Genomic DNA, 24,571 nt, shown 5'->3' on the forward strand with positions numbered 1-24,571 from the left:
CCTGATACTGAAATTGTAGCATCTACATATTTTTTATTTATTTGTTTAGATACTTGTCCTATTTCTTTATCTAATTTCATCTGGCATCATATACAACTTACTTTGTAGCTGTTCTTTTACTAAATCATTTAATGACTTACCAAACATATTTGATTCCCATAATTCACTAGGATTTTGTTCAAATTCATTTAGAAGATATTTAACCATTTCTTCACCTTGATCTTGATTTCCTACAATTGGAGATACTTCTGTAGATATATCTGCTTTTATAATGTGAAGTGATGGTGCATTTGCTTTTAACTTAACTCCATATTGTTTTCCTTGTTTTATAATTTCAGGCTCTTCCAAGCTAAGTTCACTAAGTGATGGTGCTACAACTCCATATCCAAAAGTTTTAGCATCATTTAATGCAACTTCTATCTTGTCGTATTCTCGTTTTACTTTAGATAAAGTCGTAACTAAATTCAATAATTGACTATCCCCTTCAATCTTAAATCCACTCTTTTCTTCTAATACTGTATAGAACAATTCTTGTTTTGTAGCTAATTGAATATTTATTACTCCTTCACCAAGTTCTACACTATCTACATTTACGCCTTCTAAAAATTCTAATTCTTTAAATCCATTTATAATATCATCAATATCTCTAATTTTTTGTAAACTAGCTATACATTCTTTTAATGTAGCTATTATACTTTGTTTTATCCAATGATTTTTTTCTAATCCTTCTACCCATTTAGAAATATTTATTCTTATTTCATTTACTGGGAAGTCATATAATACTGTTTCTAAGATATTTTCTATATCAGATTCATTCATTTCTTCCACATTTACTGGCAATATAGGTACTTCATATTTTTCTTCCAATTCTTTTCTTAGAAGTTCTGTTTTTTCTTCTTTTGGAGTCATGCTGTTTAAAACTACTACAAATGGTTTTTGGATTGATTTTAACTCATCTATTACTCTTTCTTCAGCTTCGATATAGTTGCCTCTTTCTATACCAGTTACACTTCCATCAGTTATAACTACTACTCCTATTGTAGAGTGATCTCTTATAACCTTTTTTGTGCCTATTTCTGCAGCTTCCTCAAAAGTCATAGCGTCTTTTGACCATGGCGTAGATACTAATCTTTGTTTGCCGTTTTCTTCGTGTCCTAATGCCCCATCAACTATGTATCCCACACAGTCGACCATTCTGACTTTTAGAGAAACAGCGTCTTTTAATTCAATAACTACACCATCTGCAGGTACAAACTTAGGTTCAACAGTCATGATAGTTTTGCCTGAGCCACTTTGAGGTATTTCATCTCTAGTTCTATCTCTTTTGAATTCATTGTCTATATTAGGTAGAACTAGCGTTTCCATAAACTTTCTTATAAATGTTGATTTTCCTGTTCTAACAGGGCCAACAACCCCTATATATATATCACCTTGAGTTCTTTTTGCTATATCCTCATAAATGTTCATTCTTATTCCCTCCTGCATACATTTCTTATTAAAGTATATTGAACAGTTTCTAAATTTATAACAAAAATCTTATTGCGTGGTTGTGAATGAATATAATTTCATATGTGCTATAAAATGTAAAAAAATAAAACCTACATAGAGTTTAAGTTTTATTTAACTTAAAATCCATGTAGGTTTTATATATAAATTAATTATGTACAAATCCGTTATTAACGACTTCTTCCATTTCATTTTTCTTATGTCTAGTCATAAGTGCTTTTACAGTTTCTTCAGTATTTGCTCCTTCGTATAATACTGAATAAATAGCATTAGTTATTGGTAGTTCAATATTTAATTTTTTACCAACTTTATAAGCAACTTCTGTTGCTACAATACCTTCAACAACCATATCAACTTCAGCTAATGTTTCCTCTAGTGTTTTTCCTTGTCCCATAAGTATTCCAGCTTTTCTATTTCTACTGTGCATACTAGTACAAGTTACGATTAAGTCTCCAATACCTGAAAGTCCTGTGAAAGTTGTTACATGTGCACCCATAGCAACTCCAAGTCTACCTATTTCTGTAATACCTCTAGTCATTAATGCTGCTTTTGCATTATCTCCATATCCAAGTCCATCACACATACCAGCACCGAATGCTATTATGTTTTTTAGAGCTCCACCTAATTCAACCCCTATTATATCTGGATTAGTGTAAACTCTAAGTACAGGACTCATAAATGCATCTTGTACAATTTCAGCTATTTCTAAATTTGGAGATGCTGCTACTAATGTAGTCGGCATAAATTTAGAAACTTCTTCAGCATGAGATGGTCCAGATAAAGTAACATATTCATTATTTGGTAGTTCTGATTTAACTACTTCAGATAATCTAAGTCCTGTTTCTCTTTCAAGACCTTTTGCAACATCAACTATAATTTGATTTTCTTTTATAAAAGGCTTTATCTTTTTGCATACACTTCTTACAGCTTGTGATGGCACTGCCAATACTACTATTTTACTGTCTTTTATTACACTTTCTAAATCAGTAGATATTCTCATTTCTTTTGGGAAAATAACACCTGGTAAGAATCTAGAATTTACTCTTGTAGTATTAATTTCGTTTGCTTGAGATTCATCTCTCGTCCACATATCTACTTTATATCCATTTTTACAAAGAGCTAGGGCAAGTGCGCTCCCCCAACTTCCTACACCTACTACACATACCTTCTCCATAATGACACCACCTAGTTTATTATTTTTTTTCACCAAGTTTTCTTTCTGTTCCATTTATAAGGCGTTTTATATTTGCTCTATGAGTATATATAACTGATGCTGATAAAAATAATGTTACCCATATACCTTTTGTATTGTGGTTTATAAGCATCAACACAGGAGACAAACATATACTTAAAACAGAACCTAAAGAAACATATTTGCTAACTAATACTATTATTATAAATGCTGCTAAACATGTAAGAGCTACAATAGGATTTATAGCTAACATCGCACCTAAAGAAGTTGCTACTCCTTTACCGCCTTTAAAACCTAAAAATGCTGGCCAATTATGTCCTATTACAACGGCTACTACAGCTATATAAGCGCAAGTTGCCTCATCTGCTTTCATGTAATGGGCTAATACCCTAGCAAATCCAACTGCAATCGCACCTTTTAAAACATCGCCACCAAAAGTCATGGCTCCTGCTTTTTTACCCATAGTTCTAAGTACGTTAGTTGATCCTGCATTACCCGAACCTTGAGTTCTTATGTCTACGCCTGCAAATTTTTTGCCAATAATATATGATGTTGATATATTACCTAAAAGATAAGCAACTACTATAATAATTAAATAAACTAACATCTCTGGCCCCCCATATTTTTATTATTTTCTTCTGTTCTTTTCTCTGTACTCAAATTGCACTGAAGTTCCTTCAAATCCAAAGTTCTCTCTTATTTTATTTTCAAGATATCTTTGATAAGAGAAATGAGTAAGCTGTTTATCATTTATAAATAATGTAAATTTAGGTGGCTTAGTTCCTGTTTGAGAACCATAATAAATTTTAAGTCTTTTACCTTTGTCTGATGGTGGTTGATTAAGCATAACTGCTTCACCTATAACATCATTTAATGCTGATGTACTAACACGTTTAGCATGTTCACTAGCTACATAGTTTACTGTTTCTAGTATTTTATTCATTCTTTGGTTAGTAAGAGCAGATACGAATAATACTGGTGCATACATCATGAACGGGAATTTCTCTCTTATTTCTTTTGTGTAGTTTCCTAATGTTTTGTTGTCTTTTTCAATTAGGTCCCATTTATTTACGATGAATATGCATCCTTTACCTTCGTCGTGAGCTATACCAGCAACTTTAGTATCTTGTTCTGTAACACCTTCAGTTGCGTCTATAACTATTAAAACAACGTCAGCTCTTTCTACAGCAGTCATAGATCTTATGACACTGAATTTTTCAACTCTTTCATATACTTTACTTTTTCTTCTTATACCTGCTGTATCTATTAATAAATATTGTTGTCCGTCTTTTTCAAAGTATGTATCTATAGCATCTCTTGTAGTACCTGCAATTGGACTTACTATAACTCTGTTTTCTCCTAAAATATTATTTAAGATAGAACTTTTTCCTGCATTTGGTTTACCTGTTATTGCTACCCTAATTATATCTTCGTCATACTCAGTGTTTAATCCTTTAGGGAATTGCTCTACAACTTCATCTAATAAGTCTCCAAGACCCATACTATTTGCACTTGATATTGCATATGGATTTCCTAAACCTAATTCATAGAAGTCATATATATTGTCCATTTGGTTTATACTGTCTATTTTGTTTACAGCTAATAAAACTGGTTTATTTGTTTTTCTAAGTATTTGAGCTACCTCTTTGTCAGCTGCTGTAATACCAGCTTTTCCATCTACAACAAAAATTATGATGTGTGCCATGTCTACTGCTAACATCGCTTGGTTTCTCATTTGAGATAATATTACATCTCCGTTATCTTTTTCGATACCACCTGTATCTATTAATGTGAAGTATTTGTTTAACCATTCTACTTCTGCAAATATTCTATCTCTTGTTACACCTGGTGTATCTTCTACTATTGATATTCTCTTTCCTGCTAATTTATTGAACAGTGTTGATTTTCCTACATTTGGTCTACCAACTACTGCTACAATTGGTCTATTATCGCTCATTTTAATCTCCCTTCTAGTTTATGATTTTTTCTACAAAATCTTTTCCTTCATTTTGACAAGTTATTACTTGAACATTTAATTTTTCTGTTAATTCTTCTAATGTTATATCATCTAAAAATACTTCTTCATCGCTTTTTAACATTGATCTAGTTATATATAAAGCACTACCTAAATCTTTATCTTTTAATTGATTGATTATATCAGTAGCAGTTATAAGACCTGATACAGTTATTGTATGACCGAAATAATCATTTCTTATCTTATATACGTTTATTTTTACATTTTTGAATTTTTCCATAACTTTATTTGCCATATCAAGGATAAATTCATATGCTGAACTTCCTGTTGCTATAGAAACAGTCTTTTCTATGCTATCATCTGCATCTAAAGTTTTTAAGTAGTTTATTGTTTCAGTTCCTTGTTTACGAATCATCCCTACTCCATCTTCAAATTGTAAAAATCCTTCGTATTCATCATAATCTAATAGTGGTCTTTTTGCTATTATATAAAACTCATCTGATAAGAAAGCAAATCTTGTATTTAATTCTTTTAAATACTTCTCTTGTAGAGCATGTACTTGGTCGATTGTTTCATTTGCACTTTCATATTCGAAAATTTCTAGTTTTGCTAAATTATCTCTGTATTTAGTAATACCTACAGGTACTATAGCTACACTATTTACATAAGGATAAAGGTTTGATAAATCACTTAAAGTTCTATCTAATTCTTCTTTGTCATTATATCCAGGACATAATACTATTTGACAGTTCATCTCGATATGTGCATCAGCTAATCGCCTCATAGTATCGATTAATTTTCCAGCGTGCTTATTTGTTATCATTTTTCTTCTAAGCTCTGGATTTGTTGTATGAACTGATATATTTATAGGACTTATTCTGTATTTTATTATGTTGTCTATATCCTCTTCGCTCATATTTGTTAAAGTGACAAAATTTCCTTGTAAGAAAGAAAGTCTTGAATCGTCATCTTTGAAATAAAGAGTTTCTCTCATACCTTTTGGAAGTTGGTCTATAAAGCAGAAAACGCATTTATTTCTACAGCTTTTTGCTTTATCGATTATAGGATTTACAAATTCGATACCTAATTCTTCATCAAAATCCTTTTCGATTTCATATATATAGACTTCGCCATCTCTTTTTTGTATTTCTAATTCTATATACTCATCACTTATTAAAAATTTATATTCTATAATATCGTGAATTTCTTCGTCATTAACAGCTATTAATAAGTCTCCTACTTCTATTCCTATTTCTTCAGCAATAGAACCTTTATAAACTTTACTTATGATATTGTTGCTATTTTTTACGTTGACTTCCATAAATCTTTCACCCTTCTCTAAAAATACATCATCTTATAATATCGTATAATTTTAAGTTAGTCAAATATATAAATTTATATACATTAATTTTAGTGTTTAACTATTATTAGGGTTTCTTTTGCGATTTCATGAACAACACCATCAACACACTTAGCCATCAACATAGCTTTATTTTGCATGTCATCGTCATTATCTGCATAAAATATCGGACAACCTCCTCCAGATGTCATATTTTTATTCGTTGTTATTATAGCTAATGTAAAATCATTTATAGACATATCTGACATATTACTTACCTTCCTTTCTTCCTATTACATAATTTTTTAAGGCTATATTTTTACCTCTAGCACTTGATACTATAGGAGTTGATTTAACTGCTTGTATAACTGCCTCAATGTTTTTTTCTATAGGTAAATACGCTATTACTAGACTTTCGTTTTTAGGATTTCGTCTTGGTATAGGAGTAAAAACTGGCTCGTTTTTTTGTCTATAAAGCCCCAATCTGCTGTATAAATTATATGCTATTGTCTGTCTTTGGCCTGGGTCTTGTATTATTGAAGCATTTATATAATTATTGTCTTTTGGAAGTATTTCTATTCCAACTCCATATTTTAAAAATTTTTCTCGTTCTGACTTTAACCCTACGTTTGTTATTCCACTTAGTGAGCCAACTTTGAGTATACTGTTATCTTCAAATGATATATCTACAATCTTTACATCTGCGATATCTCCAATAGAATCCCTTTTTATAAGCTTTTTTAAAATAAATGCTAGTACTATACCTAATATAGTACTTATAAGTAAGCTTATATTTTGACCTAATTTGAATTCTGATGTAATTAAATAGTAGCAACCAACTGTAAAAAATGAAGATATTATACACATATAGTTTCTAACTTCATACGTCTTTGCAATTTCTTCTATAAATGCATTTCCTCTTTGCACAAGTTGTTTTGCTTCTAATTCTGTCAGTGTATCTCTTCTATTTTCTCTTACTTGTCTAAATTGTTCTGCTGCTAAAGATAAAAATGTAATTGATGTATATGATCTTTCGATTAATGCAGGAACTAATAATGCACCTAGTGCAGATGCAATAAAAGCTAAAACTAATTGTGAAATTAAAACATTTGGTTGTGTTGGATATTGTTTTTGTTCTAAATTAAGCATAATTAATCTAGTTAATATTCCTATTACTATTCCGATTAAAAAAATTTTGTCCATTTTATACCTCTCAAACTTATTATTTTATTAAACATTGGTAATTACTTTGTTTTCCTTTTGCCGCTTCTAGGATTGGCGTACTTCCGGCAACTTGTTTTATAAGTTCCATATCGTTTAGAATCGGCATAAAAACAATCAACACACTTTTTGTTTTTAAATCTACTTTTGAGGTTGAAACTATATCGTGTTCATCTACATCTTTATCTACACCTGTATGAATAAATATATTGTATATAATTGCATCTCTCTGACCCAAATCATTTATAACGCCAAAATCTTTTTCGTCTTTTGGCACAACTTCAATTGCTATTCCGTCTTTCAAAAACTTTTCTCTCGTCGCTTTTAGACCTATATTTGTAATAACTACATCATTGACTTTCATTATAGGTCCATCAAAGTAAATTTTTGCTTCTTTTATATCGGCTATATCATTGATACTGTTTCTTCTCAATATTCTTCTAAATATTAAACCGACTATCGCGGCTACAAGTATAGCTGCTACTGTGCATATTATTATATTTTCGCCAAATCGCATTGCAATGATGACATAAGCTATTGATGAGCCAAGACCTGCAAATAAACTCACATAGCTTCTTACTTCATAAGTAGATGCTATTTCGTCTATATAGGTTGCACCCTTTTTAACTAATTCATCTTCATCGATATTGTTTAGAGTTATCTTTTCTTGCTTAGATAATCCTTGGAATTGTTGGATACCTACTGCTAAAAAAGTCAATGCTGAGAACTCTTTGTCCATAAGGGCTGGTAGAGCAATTCCTCCTAATGCTGATGTAAGCCCTGCCATTATAATTTGTTCTATATAATCTTGGGGTCTTGTTGGATATTGTTTATCTTTTATTCTAAGAACTAAAAATCTGCATAGCGTTCCGAGTAAGACTGATACTAAAAATGAATGTCTAAACAGAGCTTCGTCTAATACGCTTTCCTTCATAAAATACACTCCTTTACAAAATAAATTTTATTGTATAAACGTTATAAATTTATTTTGTACAAAAGAAAAAATCTTATGTAAACTTTCTATATTGATAGATTTATTTACATAAGATTTCGTTTTTCAGATATTTAATTTCTATTCTGTATTTTGCGGAATTGTGACTATAAAATCACTCCCAACTCCTAAAATACTATTAACTTCTATATTTCCTCCTAAGGATTTTACCATATGCTTAGTAATCGCAAGACCTAATCCTGTACCCCCTATATCTCTACTTCTAGCCTTATCAACCCTATAAAATCGTTCAAATATTCTATTTAGAGATTCTTTAGGTATTCCTATTCCATTATCTTTAAATTCTAAAATTATATTTTGTTTATCTTTATCATAATATTGAATAACTTGTATTCGTCCATTTTCAGGTGTATATTTTATTCCATTGTCTACTAGATTTAAAAAGATTTGTTTTATATTGTCCCTTATTCCTAATATATGTACTTCTTCATCTTCAAAATCATATGATACTTCTATGTTTTTTGATGAAGCAATATATTGTGTAATTTCACATACTTCTTTAAATATATCAAATAATTTAACTTGTTCGTATGATAAATCTTGACCATTTTCAATTGAAGAAAGCATTAATATATCTTCAATAAGACCTTTTAATCTGTTTGATTCTTTTTCGATTATATCTAAAAAATGATTTCTTGTAGCTTTGTCTATTTCATCATTTATTTTTAAAGTTTCTACAAAACCAGTTATTGATGTTAGAGGTGTTTTTAGTTCATGACTTACATTAGCTACAAAATCTCGTCTCATATTTTCTAATTTTACAAGGTCTGTTATATCTTCAATATTTATAATAGAGCCTATTATCGCATGTTTTGAATCCTGCAGATATACTGGGTCTATTTTTATCCTATATACTAGGTTATCTCTTAAATCTAATTCTATTACTTCATTTTGAGTACTTCCTACATATTTATGAAATATCTCAAGTATTTTTTTATCTTTTACGATAAATTTAAAATTTGATCCCTCTACATTAGTTTTCAAATCACATTTTAGCATTTCTTTAGCTATATCATTTATAAGCAAAATATTTCCCTTTATGTCTATTGCTAAAATACCATGAGATATGCTTTTTACAATGGAAGTCAGTTGTAGGTGCTTATATTCAACTTCTTCAATTGTACTATCCATTATTTGAATCATATAATTAAAATTTTTAGATAGTTCTCCTAGCTCACCTTTTACATATGTATTAAATCTCGTATGGAATTCTTTATTACTTACTTTTTTAGAAACTCTAGTAAATTCTTTTAGATATCTTCTCAGTGTTACCGTATATCTTATAAGTAATATAGCTAAAGCTGATGTAATAAGCATTATAAAAAAATATACACCATTTACTTGCTGTAAGTTTGAATTCATAAGTATTACCTCAACTTTTAACTAATTTTATATCCTATTCCTCTAATAGTTTCTATATATTTCTCTTCGTCTGTTTCAATTTTTTTTCGTAAGTATCTAATATGTACATCAACAGTTCTTGTTTCTCCAAAATATTCATATCCCCAGACTTTATCTAATAAAAAGTTACGTGAAAGTACTTTTCCTTTATTTTGAAGGAGTAATTTAAGTAAATCAAATTCCTTAATAGTCAAATCGATTTTCTTATCTTTTTTAGTTACTTCATGCTTTATTAAGTCCATTTTTATATCTTTAACACTTAATATATCTTCTACTTTATTTGCAGTTTTATTATATCTTCTAAGAACCGAATTTATTCTAGCTAAAAGTTCTTTTATTCCGAAAGGCTTTGTTATATAGTCGTCAGCTCCCTCTTCTAGCCCTTTAACTTTGTCTCTTTCCATATTCTTGGCTGTAAGCATAATAACAGGTATATCTTTTAGTTCTTCATCATTTCTTATTTTTTTTAATACATCCATACCACTTATATTAGGTAACATCCAGTCTAAAAGTATTAGATTTGGCTTAAATTCTTTTGCCTTATGATATCCGTCAAAACCATCTAATGAGTAGTCAACCACATATCCGTTTACCTCTAAATTAAATTTTAAAAGCTCTACTATGTGCATTTCATCATCTATAACTAATATTTTCTCCTCCATAACAATACCCCCTTACTTTATCTCAATGAAGGTTCCTATTCTCTTTGGCGTTTTATCATGCTTTCTATACGAGAAAAATCTATCACAATTACAACTTGTGCAGATATTCATATTTATTATATTCGACTTTAGTACTCCAAATTCTTTTAATATTTGGGTATTTATTTCCCATAAATCAAGATAATACTTCTCATCTCTTATTTCATATATTTTTTCATCTGCATTTGGAAGAAGTGCACTGAATTTTTCTACTAAGTCATAAGATACTTCATAGCAACATTTTCCGATAGATGGTCCTATAATTGCAACTACATCTTCTGTATTTGTATTATAATTTTCTTTCATAGATTGAAGTGTTTCTGAACAAATTTTGCCGTATGTCCCTCTCCAACCTGCATGAACAAGCCCAACAGCCTTATTTACCTTATCAACTAAAACCACTGGCACACAGTCAGCTGTTAATATTAGAAGTGGAACGTTTTTCTCGTTTGTAATTATGGCGTCTCCATCTATTATTTGTCCTATATTGTCTTTATCTACTTTATTTACTATGTTTGAATGTATTTGTTTATTTTTACTTAAATTTTTTAAAGTAAATACATCTTTAAATGCATTATTTACATCATCTAAATTTTTTGCATCTATATTAGTAGTTGTAATAGCTATATCTACAAATTCTAATCCTTCTTTATTTATAGTTAAATAATCTTTTTTATCTATTATAGTTTGTGTCATATTAATCTCCCTTTTCCATTAAAATATTTTTTAATTCACTTACAAAAGTATTTATATCTTTAAATTGTCTGTATACAGATGCAAATCTAACATATGATACTTCATCTATATCTTTTAATTTATCCATTACCATTTCACCGATTTTATCAGTATTTATTTCGCTTATATAATTTTTATTTATTTCATTTTCTACATAAGAAATTATGCTTTCTATTTGTTCTATTGAAACAGGTCTTTTTTCACAAGATTTTATTATACCTCTTTTTATCTTTTCCCTATTAAATAGTTCTCTACTGTTATCTTTTTTAACGACCATTACAGGTGTTGTCTCTATAATCTCATAAGTAGTAAATCTTTTTTTACAAGATTCACATTCTCTTCTTCTCCTAATAGACTTGCTATCTGTATGTCTCGAATCAACTACTTTAGATTCCTTGTAGTTACAATATGGGCATTGCATTGTTTTCCTCCTTAGTTAGTTAAGATTTAGAATTTAGATATCTATTTGATTTTTATCAAAATTTGATCCTATACTTACAATAATAGTATCGCAACCTATTCTCAAAATATCCCTCCAAAATACAGTGTCGATTTCAGCCCCTCTTGAAAAAAAGTTGCCTGAAGACCCTGTTATTGAAAAAGATGATACTTTGCCATTTTCGACATCTAGATCTATATCTGTGATAAAACCTAGTTTTTTACCATTTTTCACATTGATTATTTCTTTTTCCATAATATCTGATATTCTCATCATAGTGAATCTTACCTCCTATATATTTAATATTGAAATCCTCACAAAAATTTTTAAATAAGGATTGTCTTATATAAGTTTATTATTTATAAGTAAAAAAAATTCACCATGATATCATCTATAATCTTTATAATTATTTTCCTATTAGTTTTATTTTACACATTATTAAAAAATAATCAAATATTTTAGTGATATATACAATAAAACTGTCGCAAAGTAAACAATTAAATTACTATTACGACAGCTTTAATTTTTAGTATTTTGTTTTTAGATGTATTTTCTCATATTTTTTAGGGCATTTTTTTCTATTCTAGAAACTTGAGCCTGAGAAATACCAATTTCATCTGCTACTTCGATTTGAGTTCTTCCTTTATAAAATCTTAAATCAAGGACTAATTTTTCCCTTGAACTCAATTTTTTTATAGCTTCTTTTAGAGCTATTTCTTCTAGCCAGTTTTCATCTGTATCCTTTTTGTCTTGGACTTGATCCATTACAAATATTGCATCACCATTATCTTGATATACAGGGTCAAATAATGATATTGGGTCTTGTATTGCATCAAGAGCCATAACTACAGATTCTACCTCCATGTCTAGTTCTTTTGCTATTTCTGATATTGTAGGTTCCTTTGAATTCGTTCTGATTAATTTTTCTCTTACTTGTAATGCTTTATAAGCTATATCTTTTAATGAACGTGAGACCCTAATTGGGTTGTTATCTCTAAGGTATCTTCTTATTTCGCCTATAATCATAGGTACAGCATAAGTAGAAAACCTTACATTTTGACTTAAATCAAAATTATCAATAGCTTTTATAAGTCCAACACATCCTATTTGAAATAAGTCGTCTACATTCTCTCCTCTATTATTAAATTTTTGGATAACACTTAGAACTAATCTCAAGTTGCCCTTTACAAACTTCTGTCTTGCGTCCTCATCTCCTTGTTTAATTTTTACTAATAGGTCTCTCATTTGATCAGCCTTTAGTACAGGAAGTTCGGATGTATTTACACCACAAATTTCAACCTTATTTATAATCATAAATTTCAGTCCTCTCTTAAAAGATTCTATATATGAAATTATTTACACATCATATATTTTTATACTTTTAATAAGGACTTATTTATCTATTAAACAAATTTTTTCATTTCTTTTTTTAATCTGGAAATTATTTTTTTTTCCAATCTCGAAATGTAGGATTGAGATATTCCAAGTATGTTAGCGACTTCTTTTTGAGTTTTTTCTTTTCCTTTTGTGCTCAAACCAAATCTTAATTCCATAATTTGCTTTTCTCTATCGGATAATTTATCTAGTGCCATAAATAATAAATTCTTATCTATTTCTTCTTCAATTATTTTATAAATTTCATCATTATCAGTTCCCAATACATCTGACAATAAAAGTTCATTTCCATCTAAATCCACATTTAGCGGTTCATCAAAAGATACTTCTGATTTTTTCTTATTATTCTTTCTAAGACACATCAATATTTCATTTTCTATACATCTAGATGCGTATGTAGCTAGTTTTATATTTTTATCTAAATTAAATGTATTTACTGCTTTTATAAGCCCTATTGTACCTATAGAAATTAAATCTTCCATATCTATTCCCGTATTTTCAAATTTACGCGATATATAAACGACTAATCTAAGGTTTCTCTCTATTAAAATCGTCTTTATATTGTCATCGTACTCTAATTTTTGTAATAGTTCCTTTTCCTCCTCAAGTGTTAGTGGTGGTGGAAGTACATTTACACCTCCCATATAATAACAACTATCAGGTTTTATTAGTTTTAGCTTATTGCCTAATTTAATTAACTTCATAAACAATAATCTTTTTAGTTTCTTTACTTGTAATATCAATTAAAAGTCCTCCTTTTTAATATAATATTCTCGGATTCAAAATTGCACTATATCCTTCATCTTCAAAATTGGATATGCCGAGAATAATATTACTTATTTTTTTATTATCTACGTCTAGATAATCTGCTTTTATCCCCAAAATCATTCCGGCATTGTTGTCACCTACATGTTTATAAGGTATTATTCTAACTCTCGACGAAAGATTTGGTTCTAAACACTCTGTTAAACTCTGGATATCTGACATATCCATTTTTTCGAAATTATAATTTTCTGGTAAAAAATTTTCTAAAAGACTTGCCTTGATTATTACAACATCACTTTTACTAATAGGATCCTGTAGAAGGTTTCCACTATCTAATAATGCTATACATTCTATATTCTTATCTAATATTTTTATTCTTATCTTTTTAGTTATATCATCTATATGCTTTAGCAATCTAAAATCATTAACTATTTTTTTCAATAATTTACAACTAATATAAGAACATATTATAAAAAAAGATATAGTCATATGACTAATACCTGTAAAATAAATAACAAAATAAGTGCTTCCGGATATAAATATATTTACTAGATAAAAATTGAAAAGTATCTTAAAAAAATCTTTTTTATTAGTTACATTGAAAGATATTAAAACGATTACTATAAAAAATATAAATTTAGAAGGTAGGGTAAAAAAGATTTCTAAGTCTTTATAGATATACATAACACTGTAGATAGTACCTATTATAGCTCCACATATTTGCTTAAATTTTTTTGTGTATATTTTTGTAATATATGTAGTACAATTTATTATAATATAGTTAATCAGTAAGTTTTCTAGAATATAATAATCTAAATACATTATATCTTCTCCTCTTTCTTACTTAATCACACAATGTACTAAAATCTATGAATGTTTTTAAACTTTTTCTTAAATATATTATAGAATACTTCATTTAAATAATTTGTCATTTCTAACAGTCGAATTCAAAATACTTTTTCTAAAAATATGCAAAAAAATAAAAAAACCTTCAATATTATTGAAAGTTTTTTTATCTATTATTAACTATCTTCTTTTATTTCTTAAGAAAGTTGGTATTTCCATTTCATCATCCCAGTCGTTATTTCTAACTGGTTCTGGTCTTTTTTCTATTTTTGGTTCGATTACTGGTTCAGGCTCTTGAACTGGTTCATGGTGATGAATCACAGGTCTTGGTTCTGGTTTAGCAACTGGTGGTATTTCAGTTTTTTTGATTGGAGTTGGTTCAACATATCCACCTTGAGGAGCTTCATTAAAGCCAGTAGCTATTACAGTTATCATTATTTCATCTTCTAAGTCTTCTCTTATAGACGCCCCGAAGATTATGTTTGCATCTGGATCACATGATTCTGTTATTAAGTTAGATGCAGCATTTGCTTCGAATAATGATAAGCTTGGTCCTCCTGTTACGTTAAGTAATACGCCTTTAGCACCTCTTATAGAAGTTTCTAATAATGGCGATTGTATTGCTTCTTTAGCAGCTTCTATAGCTCTATTTTCACCGCTAGCATTACCTATACCCATATGAGCTAGACCTTTATCTTTCATTATAGATGTAACGTCTGCAAAGTCTAAGTTTATAAGTCCAGGAACTTTTATTAAGTCAGATATAGATTGTATACCTTGTTTTAATACATTATCAGCTATAGAGAATGCTTCTACTATAGATGTATTTTTTTGAACTACTTCTAGTAATCTGTCATTTGGTATAGTTATTAATGTATCTACATTAGCTTTTAATTCTTCAATCCCAGCTTCTGCATTTTTCATTCTTACTTTACCCTCAAATCCAAAAGGTTTAGTAACAACACCTACAGTTAAGATACCTTTTTGTTTTGCAAGTTGTGCAACTACTGGAGCTGCCCCTGTACCTGTTCCACCACCCATTCCGGCAGTAACAAATACCATGTCAGTATCTTGTAATAGTTGTTCTATTTGTTCCTTACTTTCTTCAGCTGCTTTTCTCCCTACTTCTGGGTCTGCACCTGCGCCTAACCCTCTTGTAAGTTTTTCTCCTATTTGAATTTGATTTTCTGCTTTCGATGTAATTAATGCTTGTCTATCTGTATTAATTGATATAAATTCAATTCCTTTTATTTTTTCTTCGATCATCCTATTAACAGCGTTGTTTCCACCGCCACCAACGCCAAATACTTTTATCTTAGCATTATTATCAGTTTCTAAATCAAAGCTTAGCATAATATCGAAACCTCCCTCTCTTGTAATTATTTCTATATATATATTAATTATATCATTTAATATTTAAATATTTAATGTATATTTATTAAAATAAATATATTTTATTGTTGTCTCTAAATTGTCTACTACTTCAAATGTCTTATGTACTATTAAACCTATTTTAAATATAACATCTATATTATATCATTTATTTTATTTAATTTGTTAAACTTTTTATAATATATATAACTTATATACTAAAAAACGTTAAATTGTACTTATTTTTACTTTTTGTACTTCTTTTTCTCATATTATTTATATGTATATAAGGTGTATTTTGAAAATGTCATATCAATTTTTCCGTAATTTATATTTTGACTTTTTAAATCAGTTAAAATTTGAGTCAATTTTGCCATATCATGTTTCATATCACCTTTTTTATCAATTATGACTTTTATTCCCTCTTTTGTGTTCATGTTAATTGTGCTGTTATCTAAAAAAGCAATACTATTGATTTTATTATCTAGTCCTTCTTTTTTAATATTTTTCAGCAATGAAGCTAATTTTTTCTTATCATTTTTATTTTCAAAATTTAATTTATTATCTTTTATAGTAAAATCAATTTGAACTATTGGACAGTTATCCTTTATTTTTTCATACTTTACTTTATCTATATAATTCATGTCTTCGTCAATGTAATAGTAATTGTCGCCTTTATCTTTCAAAACACAATTAATACCTTTTTCTTTTACATCTATTATTATTGAATGTGGTATAGAAAGTTTAACTTTTACACTTTCTATGTATCTACTTTCACTTACATTTGCCTTGATTTTTTTTAAATCATATGAAAATAAATTTTTACCTGTACTAACTTTAGCTAAATCTTTGACTTCAGTTTTTGAAAGAACTTGATTATTTACTACATCTATATTTTTTAAACAGAAAAAATCACTTCTTATAAATACTATAAAACAAAAACAAAATAGGAATATAAATAGAAATAACATTATCAATCGATTTATTCTTATTTTCCTTCTTTTCTTTTTCATAAAACCACTCCTGAAAATATAAGTTTATAAATCAAAAATACTACACCGATGATAATATTTCCTACATATAAATTAATTTTTTTGAAACAAATTAATACTAATTCTTTTTATGGTTTATATAAAAAAGCCAAAATATATCGAGCTTTGTATTTTATTATCAAAAAAAGATATAGAGGAAATCAATTTATTTTGATTAATTCTATATCTTTTATATTTAAATTATTAACTTATTTTTTCTTTATTCCTATAACTTTAGGTTCTTGTGCAGTTTGTTGTTCTACATTTTCTTCTTTAACTTCAGATTGCTCTTTTTGCTTTTTGTTTTTCTTTTTAGAGCCAACAGCTTCATTATAAGATTTCATTATTTCATTGTAGATTAAGTCAATTGCTTCTGGTTTACCTATTTTCTTTGCATTATTTGCCATATCTATTAGTAATTCTTTGTCTCCAAGTAATTTAAATACGGCTTCATTTAAAGATTGTGGTGTTAAATCTTTTTCTAAAATTGCAATTCCTGCACCTTGAGATTCTATACTTTTAGCATTGTATTCTTGGTGATTTTCTGCTGTATAAGCTTTTGGAATTATTATTGAAGGTTTTCCAAGAGCAGTTATCTCTGCTAAAGATATTGCACCTGCACTACCGATTACTATGTCACTTGCTGCAAGACCATCAGCCATATTATCTAAGTAAGGCATAACTCTTTGGTATGGTTTAAGTTCGATATCTTTTATAGTTTCTATAAATTCATCATAATAAACTTTTCCTGTCGCAAATATAAATGCAACATCTTCTTTTACCATGTTTTCTATAACAAGTCTCATAGCGTCGTTTATTTCTTCAGAACCACCACTACCTCCGTAGCATAGTACCATTTTTTTATCTTCGCTAATACCTAGATTTTTTCTCGCTATAAATTTTCTAGAATTTAATATTTCTTTTCTTACTGGGTTTCCTGTAAGAACTAGTTTATCTTGACTAGCTTCTGGGAATCTTTTGTGAGAATCCTCAAAACTTGTAAGAACTTTAGTTGCTACTTTAGATAATATTTTATTTGTAACACCTGGGAAAGAGTTTTGCTCATGGACTATAGTTACTCTTTTGTTCATTGCTGCGTTAAATAAAACTGGTCCACTTACATATCCTCCAGTACCGATTACGATATCTGGTTTATATTTTTTTACGATTCTTCTAGATTGTTCTAAACCTTTACATAGTTTAAATACTCTTTTTATGTTGTCTAAATCTATTTTTCTTTTAAAACCTTGAACTGTGACTGTTTTTAATTCAAAACCTGCTTTTGGAACTATTTCAGATTCTATACCGTTTTTAGTTCCAACAAATAAAATTTCACAATCAGGATTATGTTCTTTTATTTTATTTGCTATAGCTATAGCTGGGTATACATGGCCTCCAGTACCGCCACCGGCTAATAATACCTTCACTTCATCATCTCCTGTTAATTAATTTTTACTTTTTTTGAGATGTTTAACACAATTCCAATTTCACCCATCAGCACCGTGAGCGAGGTTCCTCCATAACTTATAAATGGAAGTGCCACCCCAGTCGCTGGCATAGAAGATGTTGCAACAGCTATATTGAATGCTGCTTGTATTCCTATTTGGGCACCGATTCCTATCACTACCATACATGCAAATAAATCCTTTGATTTTAAGGCTATCTTCACACATCTATATACTAATATTACAAATAACATTATAACTAAAATACAACCTACAAGACCTAACTCTTCGCCAATTATGGCAAAAATAAAGTCATTTTGAGGTTCTGGTATGTAAAAATATTTTTGTCTACTTTTGCCAAGTCCCAGCCCAAAAAGGCCGCCAGAGCCTATTGCATAAAGACTTTGTATAACTTGATATCCACTTCCAAGTGGATCTTGAAATGGGTCTAAGAATGCTGTAAATCTTTTTAATCTGTATGGTTCTGCAATGACTAAAACTCCAAATAATCCAATACCTGCAATTAACATAGTCATTACGAATTTCATATTCATTCCTGCTACAAACAACATAATAAATACAACTATTATTAGAGTCCCAGCTGTAGACATATTAGGTTGTAACATTATTAATATAAAAAATATTGATGGAATTATTAAAATTGGTATAACACCTTTTGTCAAAGATTTTATATTTTCATATCTTTTTTCTATGACTTTTGCTGTAATTACTATAGTTACAAATTTTGCTATATCCGATGGCTGAAATGTAGCTCCACCTACACCTAGCCATCTTTTAGCACCGTTAGCTTCTATACCTAATGGTGTCAAAACTAACGCTAAACATATAACAGTAAATATACAAAGTGGCAATGAATTTTTCTTCCAAATATTATAGTCTATATTTGACATGAACATCATTCCCACAAACCCTAGCACTGCATAAATTATATCTCTTTTTAAGAAAAAATAGCCATCATGGTGTTTAAATGATGCTTGAACATAGCTTGCACTAAACACCATAACTATTCCAAATAGTACTAAGGCTATTGTTGTATAAAAAATTACTAAATCAAACTCCGTCTTCATCCCCTTTGTAATTTGCTTTTTAATTTTCAAACTTTCATTAGGCATATGAATGACTACCACCCTCCTCATCGCTATTAGCTTCGAAGGAAGAGGTTAAATTATAAATTGTTTACATTATCTTTGAAGTCGCGTCCTCTCACTTCAAAGCTTGTGTACATATCCCAACTTGCACAAGCTGGTGAAAGTAAAACTACATCACCTTCATTTGCAAGCTGAGCAGAAGTTTCTACTGCTTCTTTCATGCTTTTTACTATTTTTATAGTTTCAAATCCTTTAGTTTTTGCACAAGCCTCTATTTTTGGTGCAGTTTCACCTAATAATACTAAAGCTTTTACATTTTGTTTTGCAATATCTAAAAGTTCGTCATAAGTACTATCTTTGTCATATCCACCAGCTATTAATACAATAGGCTTTTTATAAGAAGTTACTGCTTTAATAGTTGAGTCTGGATTAGTACCTTTTGAGTCATTTACGTACATAACTCCATTTACAGTTTTTACATATTCTAGTCTATGTTCTACTGCTTTAAAAGTTTTTAATACTTCTCTTATTACTTTAATATCTATACCTGAAACATATGCACTTAACGCTGCAGCCATGCAGTTTTCTAAGTTATGTCCTCCTGGTAAGCTAAGTTCATCTTCGTGAAGAAGTACTATTTCTTTATCTATATTTATTACTATATTACCTTCATTGTTTACATATACTCCTCTTACACCTTGGTGTTTTCTAGAGAAGTATAAAACTTGAGAGTTACATTTAGTTGATAAAGCTCTAACTGCTTCATCATCGTAATTTAATATTGTAAAATCATTTTCGTCTTGATTTTTAAATATATTAGCTTTTGCCATTATATAATTTTCCATTGTATGGTGTCTATTTAGATGGTCTGGTGAAAGATTAAGTATCATACTTACTTTCGGTTTAAATTCTACTATACTTTCTAATTGGAAACTACTAAGCTCTGTAATTAAGAAAGATTTTTCATCAGCTATACCGACAGTTTCTATAACTGGTTTTCCTATATTTCCAACTACATATGTGTCACATTTAGCTGTTTTAAATATCTCTCCTACTAAAGATGTAGTAGTTGTTTTTCCATTTGTACCTGTTATACCTATGAAAGTAGGATTATTTGATAATTCATATGCTAATTCTACTTCACCAATTACTTTTATATTTTTAGAATATAGTTTTTGTATAAATGGTAAATCAAGAGGCACCCCAGGAGATACTACTGCTAAATCGATATGATCTACTTCTTCTGGATGATATCCAAGTATATAAGTTGCATTTTTTATATCTTTTAATTCTTCTAATATATCTGCTAATTTTTCTTCAGCTTTTATATCGTTAACTGTTATCTTAGCTTCTAATTTATCTAATAATTTAATAGTTGATATACCAGTCTTTGCTAAACCTATAAGTAAAACATTCTTTCCTTTTAAATCCATTTTAATTTACCCCCATCACTTAAAATACTGCTAAAACACCTATCCAACATAAAACTACTGTTGCAATCCAGAATATGAATACAACTCTTGTTTCTGGCCATCCACATTGTTCAAAGTGGTGGTGTAATGGCGCCATTTTAAATATTCTTTTACCATTAGTTAATTTGAAGTAAGTTACTTGTATCATAACAGATAAAGCTTCTGCTAAGTAGATAAATCCTACTATTACTATTAATAGTGGTGAATTAGTAAGAGTAGCAAATGCAACTACTGCTCCACCTAATGCCATTGAACCTGTATCTCCCATAAATACTTTTGCAGGATATGCATTGAATCCTAAGAATCCTAAACAAGCACCTGCTGTTGCTGCAGCAAGTATAGCTACATCAGAATTAGATATTGATACTGCAAATAGTATGAAGAAACATGATACTATTAAAGTAACACCTGATGCAAGACCATCAAGTCCATCTGTTAAGTTAACTGCATTTACAGTTCCTATTATGAATATCATCATAAATGGTATATACCATATTCCTAAATTGATTATATGGTTTGTAAATGGTATAACAAGTTGTGTTGCGCTTGGTGATGCACTATATTGATAATATGCAATATATAAAGCAAGAGCAAACTGTAGTATTATCTTTTGATAAGCTTTAAGACCTAACGATCTTTTCATTTTTATTTTTATAAAGTCATCTAAAAATCCTACAAAACCAAATCCTACTATACAAATAAGTCCAACTATTAGTCCTTGACTTATTTTTGCTCTTGTAAGCCCTGTAATTAATATAGCTACTATCATCATAACACCACCCATTGTTGGTGTTCCGTTTTTTGCTAAGTGAGATTGAGGTCCTTCATCTCTAACCGTTTGACCAAATTTAAATCTAGCAAGCATTGGTATAAATATTGGTCCAAGTATTACTACTATTAAGAAACCAATCATTGCTGTATACGTAAGTTGTTTAATTCCTAACATTATTAAAACTCCTCTCCCTGTTGTTTCATCTTTTTTAATTAATTATTTTTCATTTGCGATTATTAACTTTTTTTATGCTAAATATTCCTATTTATACATTTTAATCTTAAAGTTTTGTATGATGACTGTAAAAATTTTGGTTGTGATATTATGTTTCCAAGTTTAAAAACTTATTTATAATACTATCTACATCTCCAATCTTATTAATTATATACCAAATCGCCTCATTTTTGAAGATATTTATAATATAAGTATTACGTCGTAACGCTTTCATTTACTTTATCTTAGTATTATTAAATGTATATGTATAATGTCTAGAGTTTTATAATGTATTTACTTAATGTATATTTATTTATTTATTATTGTTGTAGTATAGGGTTATACTTGAACCTTCGTTTACTTTTACTCCTGGCTTTGGAAACATATCTGTAACTATATTTTTTTCGTCTACTTCTATATCTGTATCTAAATTTGATTCTAAGTTGCTTTCTTCTAGCACTTTTGTGGCTTCTTTTATTGTTAAGTTTCTTACATCTGGAACTTTAACTTGTTTCTTTTCATTTTCTTTTTTCTCTTCTTCTGTATAAACTTTTTTAACTCCTAAATATTCTAAACTTTGGCTCATTACTTCTTTTATAATTGGACCTGCTGTAGTTGAACCAAATGCAACTACATCTGTCGGTTCGTCGACTATAGCAAGCACTACTATTTGAGGGTCATCAACAGGGGCTACACTAATAAATGAGCATATATACTTACCTTGTGCATATTGTCCATCTATAACCTTTTGTGCTGTTCCTGTCTTTCCTCCTAGTCTATATCCAGGAAGATAAGCTATTTTACCTCCACCGTCAGTAACGACAGATTCCATAACTTTTAACATTTTTTGTGATGTTTCTTTTGATACTACCTGTCTTACAGTTTTAGGTTCAACTTCTTTTGTTATGTTGCCTTCGTTGTCTGTATATGCTTTAACTAATCTTGGTTGCATTAATTTTCCGTCATTTGCTATTGATGAAACTGCAGTTATTAGTTGGATAGGGGTTACTGATATTGATTGACCAAAAGAAATAGTCGCAAGCTCTACAGGACCTACATCTTTTTCTTTGTATAGTATACTGTTGGCTTCACCAGTCAAATCTATACCTGTTTTACTTGTAAGACCAAAGGCCTCTATGTAATCATATAATCTACTTACGCCGAGTCTCTTTCCTAACTCTACAAATACTGGGTTGCATGAATTTTGAACTGCTTGTTCAAATGTTTCACTACCATGTGGTCTATAAGATCTCCAACATTTAATTCTTCTACCTTCTACAGTTACACTACCTGTGCATGTGAATTTTTCATTTGGTTTTATTACGTTTTCTTCTACTGATGATGTAGCAGTTACAAGTTTAAATGTAGATCCAGGTTCATAAGTATCACTTATAAGAGTATTTCTCCACATTTCATAGTAAGCATTTATTTTTTTGTCGTCGTCATAGCTGTCTAATAGTTCTTCAAAGTATGGATATATTGCCTTTGTAGGTTGATTTGGATCATAATCTGGTTTTGATGCCATTGCCAAAACGTCACCTGTTTTAGGGTCCATCGCTATTATTTTAACCCTCTTAGCATTGTTTAATTCATATGCCCTTTGAGCTGCTTTTTCAGCATAACTTTGGATTACCTCATCTATCGTTAAAACAATTCCATTTCCTTGAACTGCTTCATAATATTGTTCTACCCCTTGATTGATTTCTCTACCAGATGCATCTGTACTGACAATTAATTTTCCATCTTGACCTTTTAATTCTTTGTTGTACTGTAGCTCTATTCCTGTTACACCTTCTCCATCTGATGATGTATGACCTAATACATATGGTGCAAAATTGCCATATGGATAATATCTTTGTGGGTCTTCTGATATCCATATACCTGGAATAGATGCATTTTGAATTTTATCTGCAACATCATCATCTACCCAACGTTGAATTCTGACTAATGCTTGATTTGTCTTAGATAATAATTTTAATATTTCATCATAATCCTTATCTTTAACAATTTCTGAAATTTTTTTAGCTGCTTCTTTCTTATCTTTTACTTCAACAGGTTTACACCAAATAGTATATTTTGTGACACTAACTGCCATCTCCTTCATATTTCTGTCGTATATTGTTCCCCTTTTTGATTCAACAGGTATTTCTCTAGTTTGTTGTTCAGATGCTTTTGTGCTCAGCCACTCTCCTTTTATAAGTTGTAGATAACAAGTTCGGACTATTAATACTAAGAACAAGGTACACGCACAAACAAGGACTAAAACTAGCCTTTTTTTGCTTCTGATTCTTATCTTCTTCATAATCATCCTCCTCTTTATAATGTATAAAAATCATATTATTTAATCATCCACAGAAATATATTTTTTTTGATATTCTGCAGGATAAATCATATCTAATTTTTTGCTAGCATCTTTTTCAATTTTTTTTGAATTTTGGTTTACCCTTTTTTCAACTTCTAATGTCTGTAGCTTATTTTGTTTTTCTTTTAAATCTTTTTCTAAATAGTATATATCGTATTTTAAGCTAGAAGAAATCTGGTAAATACATAAATCTCCTATTCCAACTGCTCCACCATTATGAAGAGCTACTAAACTCATTCCTCTTGCACAGTTTCCAGCAAAGCAGTGAG

At 29.3% G+C, this 24,571-nt stretch carries 24 protein-coding genes; all 24 read right to left on the reverse strand.

Going from position 1 to position 24,571, the window contains the following annotated elements:
- Positions 1 to 66 precede the first annotated feature (66 nt).
- Entirely contained in the window at positions 67 to 1,467 is a 1,401-nt protein-coding gene (spoIVA, locus tag I4U58_RS04055) for a stage IV sporulation protein A (protein ID WP_347708160.1), read from the reverse strand.
- Between the two features lie 187 nt (positions 1,468 to 1,654).
- Positions 1,655 to 2,680, reverse strand: coding sequence for an NAD(P)H-dependent glycerol-3-phosphate dehydrogenase (locus tag I4U58_RS04060; protein WP_195929766.1), 1,026 nt, complete (start codon positions 2,678 to 2,680; stop codon positions 1,655 to 1,657).
- 19 nt (positions 2,681 to 2,699) lie between these two features.
- Complete coding sequence (gene plsY / locus I4U58_RS04065; protein WP_195929767.1) at positions 2,700 to 3,305, reverse strand: glycerol-3-phosphate 1-O-acyltransferase PlsY; 606 nt, start codon at positions 3,303 to 3,305, stop codon at positions 2,700 to 2,702.
- Between the two features lie 21 nt (positions 3,306 to 3,326).
- Positions 3,327 to 4,655: a ribosome biogenesis GTPase Der gene (gene der, locus I4U58_RS04070; RefSeq protein WP_195929768.1), complete on the reverse strand. Its 1,329-nt coding sequence runs from the start codon at positions 4,653 to 4,655 to the stop codon at positions 3,327 to 3,329.
- 13 nt (positions 4,656 to 4,668) lie between these two features.
- Positions 4,669 to 5,994, reverse strand: coding sequence for a DUF512 domain-containing protein (locus I4U58_RS04075; RefSeq protein WP_195929769.1), 1,326 nt, complete (start codon positions 5,992 to 5,994; stop codon positions 4,669 to 4,671).
- Between the two features lie 89 nt (positions 5,995 to 6,083).
- Positions 6,084 to 6,281 (reverse strand): hypothetical protein, encoded by a 198-nt coding sequence (locus I4U58_RS04080; RefSeq protein WP_195929770.1) that lies wholly within the window; start codon positions 6,279 to 6,281, stop codon positions 6,084 to 6,086.
- 1 nt (position 6,282) lies between these two features.
- Entirely contained in the window at positions 6,283 to 7,215 is a 933-nt protein-coding gene (locus I4U58_RS04085) for a YIEGIA family protein (RefSeq protein WP_195929771.1), read from the reverse strand.
- Between the two features lie 19 nt (positions 7,216 to 7,234).
- Complete coding sequence (locus tag I4U58_RS04090) at positions 7,235 to 8,167, reverse strand: YIEGIA family protein (protein WP_195929772.1); 933 nt, start codon at positions 8,165 to 8,167, stop codon at positions 7,235 to 7,237.
- Positions 8,168 to 8,305: 138 nt separating this feature from the next.
- Positions 8,306 to 9,607 carry a HAMP domain-containing sensor histidine kinase gene (locus I4U58_RS04095; RefSeq protein ID WP_195929773.1) on the reverse strand — a complete coding sequence of 434 codons (1,302 nt, stop codon included), beginning with the start codon at positions 9,605 to 9,607 and terminating at the stop codon, positions 8,306 to 8,308.
- 17 nt (positions 9,608 to 9,624) lie between these two features.
- Positions 9,625 to 10,308 carry a response regulator transcription factor gene (locus I4U58_RS04100; protein ID WP_195929774.1) on the reverse strand — a complete coding sequence of 228 codons (684 nt, stop codon included), beginning with the start codon at positions 10,306 to 10,308 and terminating at the stop codon, positions 9,625 to 9,627.
- Positions 10,309 to 10,320: 12 nt separating this feature from the next.
- Positions 10,321 to 11,043 carry a peptidoglycan editing factor PgeF gene (gene pgeF / locus I4U58_RS04105; RefSeq protein WP_195929775.1) on the reverse strand — a complete coding sequence of 241 codons (723 nt, stop codon included), beginning with the start codon at positions 11,041 to 11,043 and terminating at the stop codon, positions 10,321 to 10,323.
- Between the two features lies 1 nt (position 11,044).
- Positions 11,045 to 11,503, reverse strand: coding sequence for a transcriptional regulator NrdR (nrdR, locus tag I4U58_RS04110; RefSeq protein ID WP_195929776.1), 459 nt, complete (start codon positions 11,501 to 11,503; stop codon positions 11,045 to 11,047).
- Positions 11,504 to 11,536: 33 nt separating this feature from the next.
- Positions 11,537 to 11,797, reverse strand: coding sequence for a YlmC/YmxH family sporulation protein (locus tag I4U58_RS04115; RefSeq protein ID WP_195929777.1), 261 nt, complete (start codon positions 11,795 to 11,797; stop codon positions 11,537 to 11,539).
- 264 nt (positions 11,798 to 12,061) lie between these two features.
- Positions 12,062 to 12,835 carry an RNA polymerase sporulation sigma factor SigG gene (sigG, locus tag I4U58_RS04120; RefSeq protein WP_195929778.1) on the reverse strand — a complete coding sequence of 258 codons (774 nt, stop codon included), beginning with the start codon at positions 12,833 to 12,835 and terminating at the stop codon, positions 12,062 to 12,064.
- A gap of 89 nt (positions 12,836 to 12,924) precedes the next feature.
- Positions 12,925 to 13,656: an RNA polymerase sporulation sigma factor SigE gene (sigE, locus tag I4U58_RS04125; RefSeq protein WP_195929787.1), complete on the reverse strand. Its 732-nt coding sequence runs from the start codon at positions 13,654 to 13,656 to the stop codon at positions 12,925 to 12,927.
- 19 nt (positions 13,657 to 13,675) lie between these two features.
- Positions 13,676 to 14,503 (reverse strand): sigma-E processing peptidase SpoIIGA, encoded by an 828-nt coding sequence (locus I4U58_RS04130; protein ID WP_195929779.1) that lies wholly within the window; start codon positions 14,501 to 14,503, stop codon positions 13,676 to 13,678.
- A gap of 204 nt (positions 14,504 to 14,707) precedes the next feature.
- Positions 14,708 to 15,880 carry a cell division protein FtsZ gene (gene ftsZ, locus I4U58_RS04135; protein ID WP_195929780.1) on the reverse strand — a complete coding sequence of 391 codons (1,173 nt, stop codon included), beginning with the start codon at positions 15,878 to 15,880 and terminating at the stop codon, positions 14,708 to 14,710.
- 290 nt (positions 15,881 to 16,170) lie between these two features.
- Positions 16,171 to 16,911, reverse strand: a complete 741-nt coding sequence (locus I4U58_RS04140; protein WP_195929781.1) for an FtsQ-type POTRA domain-containing protein — start codon at positions 16,909 to 16,911, stop codon at positions 16,171 to 16,173.
- Between the two features lie 227 nt (positions 16,912 to 17,138).
- Positions 17,139 to 18,356 (reverse strand): undecaprenyldiphospho-muramoylpentapeptide beta-N-acetylglucosaminyltransferase, encoded by a 1,218-nt coding sequence (gene murG / locus I4U58_RS04145; RefSeq protein ID WP_195929782.1) that lies wholly within the window; start codon positions 18,354 to 18,356, stop codon positions 17,139 to 17,141.
- A 14-nt stretch (positions 18,357 to 18,370) separates the two neighbouring features.
- The gene (gene ftsW, locus I4U58_RS04150; protein WP_330605475.1) at positions 18,371 to 19,522 is read right to left on the reverse strand and encodes a putative lipid II flippase FtsW; all 1,152 of its coding nucleotides are present in this window, start codon (positions 19,520 to 19,522) and stop codon (positions 18,371 to 18,373) included.
- Positions 19,523 to 19,560: 38 nt separating this feature from the next.
- The gene (gene murD / locus I4U58_RS04155) at positions 19,561 to 20,916 is read right to left on the reverse strand and encodes a UDP-N-acetylmuramoyl-L-alanine--D-glutamate ligase (RefSeq protein WP_195929783.1); all 1,356 of its coding nucleotides are present in this window, start codon (positions 20,914 to 20,916) and stop codon (positions 19,561 to 19,563) included.
- A 19-nt stretch (positions 20,917 to 20,935) separates the two neighbouring features.
- Positions 20,936 to 21,892: a phospho-N-acetylmuramoyl-pentapeptide-transferase gene (gene mraY, locus I4U58_RS04160; RefSeq protein ID WP_343003800.1), complete on the reverse strand. Its 957-nt coding sequence runs from the start codon at positions 21,890 to 21,892 to the stop codon at positions 20,936 to 20,938.
- A 361-nt stretch (positions 21,893 to 22,253) separates the two neighbouring features.
- Positions 22,254 to 24,242, reverse strand: a complete 1,989-nt coding sequence (locus I4U58_RS04165; RefSeq protein WP_195929785.1) for a penicillin-binding transpeptidase domain-containing protein — start codon at positions 24,240 to 24,242, stop codon at positions 22,254 to 22,256.
- Between the two features lie 39 nt (positions 24,243 to 24,281).
- The coding region (locus I4U58_RS04170) for a hypothetical protein (protein ID WP_207743815.1) at positions 24,282 to 24,571 on the reverse strand (290 nt) is incomplete at its 5' end.

Origin of the sequence: Clostridium sp. 1001270J_160509_D11 (genome assembly GCF_015667935.1) — a bacterium.
Lineage (GTDB): Bacteria > Bacillota > Clostridia > Peptostreptococcales > Peptostreptococcaceae > Intestinibacter.

What these genes read in the sequence shown, in the direction of transcription:
- sigG (WP_195929778.1), bottom strand. Translation starts at nt 12,835, where the DNA reads ATGATTATAAATAAGGTTGAAATTTGTGGTGTAAATACATCCGAACTT.
- I4U58_RS04060 (WP_195929766.1), bottom strand. Translation starts at nt 2,680, where the DNA reads ATGGAGAAGGTATGTGTAGTAGGTGTAGGAAGTTGGGGGAGCGCACTT.
- I4U58_RS04085 (WP_195929771.1), bottom strand. Translation starts at nt 7,215, where the DNA reads ATGGACAAAATTTTTTTAATCGGAATAGTAATAGGAATATTAACTAGA.
- I4U58_RS04095 (WP_195929773.1), bottom strand. Translation starts at nt 9,607, where the DNA reads ATGAATTCAAACTTACAGCAAGTAAATGGTGTATATTTTTTTATAATG.
- nrdR (WP_195929776.1), bottom strand. Translation starts at nt 11,503, where the DNA reads ATGCAATGCCCATATTGTAACTACAAGGAATCTAAAGTAGTTGATTCG.
- murD (WP_195929783.1), bottom strand. Translation starts at nt 20,916, where the DNA reads ATGGATTTAAAAGGAAAGAATGTTTTACTTATAGGTTTAGCAAAGACT.
- plsY (WP_195929767.1), bottom strand. Translation starts at nt 3,305, where the DNA reads ATGTTAGTTTATTTAATTATTATAGTAGTTGCTTATCTTTTAGGTAAT.
- spoIVA (WP_347708160.1), bottom strand. Translation starts at nt 1,467, where the DNA reads ATGAACATTTATGAGGATATAGCAAAAAGAACTCAAGGTGATATATAT.
- I4U58_RS04075 (WP_195929769.1), bottom strand. Translation starts at nt 5,994, where the DNA reads ATGGAAGTCAACGTAAAAAATAGCAACAATATCATAAGTAAAGTTTAT.
- I4U58_RS04115 (WP_195929777.1), bottom strand. Translation starts at nt 11,797, where the DNA reads ATGATGAGAATATCAGATATTATGGAAAAAGAAATAATCAATGTGAAA.
- pgeF (WP_195929775.1), bottom strand. Translation starts at nt 11,043, where the DNA reads ATGACACAAACTATAATAGATAAAAAAGATTATTTAACTATAAATAAA.
- I4U58_RS04140 (WP_195929781.1), bottom strand. Translation starts at nt 16,911, where the DNA reads ATGAAAAAGAAAAGAAGGAAAATAAGAATAAATCGATTGATAATGTTA.
- I4U58_RS04165 (WP_195929785.1), bottom strand. Translation starts at nt 24,242, where the DNA reads ATGAAGAAGATAAGAATCAGAAGCAAAAAAAGGCTAGTTTTAGTCCTT.
- I4U58_RS04090 (WP_195929772.1), bottom strand. Translation starts at nt 8,167, where the DNA reads ATGAAGGAAAGCGTATTAGACGAAGCTCTGTTTAGACATTCATTTTTA.
- I4U58_RS04100 (WP_195929774.1), bottom strand. Translation starts at nt 10,308, where the DNA reads ATGGAGGAGAAAATATTAGTTATAGATGATGAAATGCACATAGTAGAG.
- I4U58_RS04080 (WP_195929770.1), bottom strand. Translation starts at nt 6,281, where the DNA reads ATGTCAGATATGTCTATAAATGATTTTACATTAGCTATAATAACAACG.
- I4U58_RS04130 (WP_195929779.1), bottom strand. Translation starts at nt 14,503, where the DNA reads ATGTATTTAGATTATTATATTCTAGAAAACTTACTGATTAACTATATT.
- ftsZ (WP_195929780.1), bottom strand. Translation starts at nt 15,880, where the DNA reads ATGCTAAGCTTTGATTTAGAAACTGATAATAATGCTAAGATAAAAGTA.
- der (WP_195929768.1), bottom strand. Translation starts at nt 4,655, where the DNA reads ATGAGCGATAATAGACCAATTGTAGCAGTAGTTGGTAGACCAAATGTA.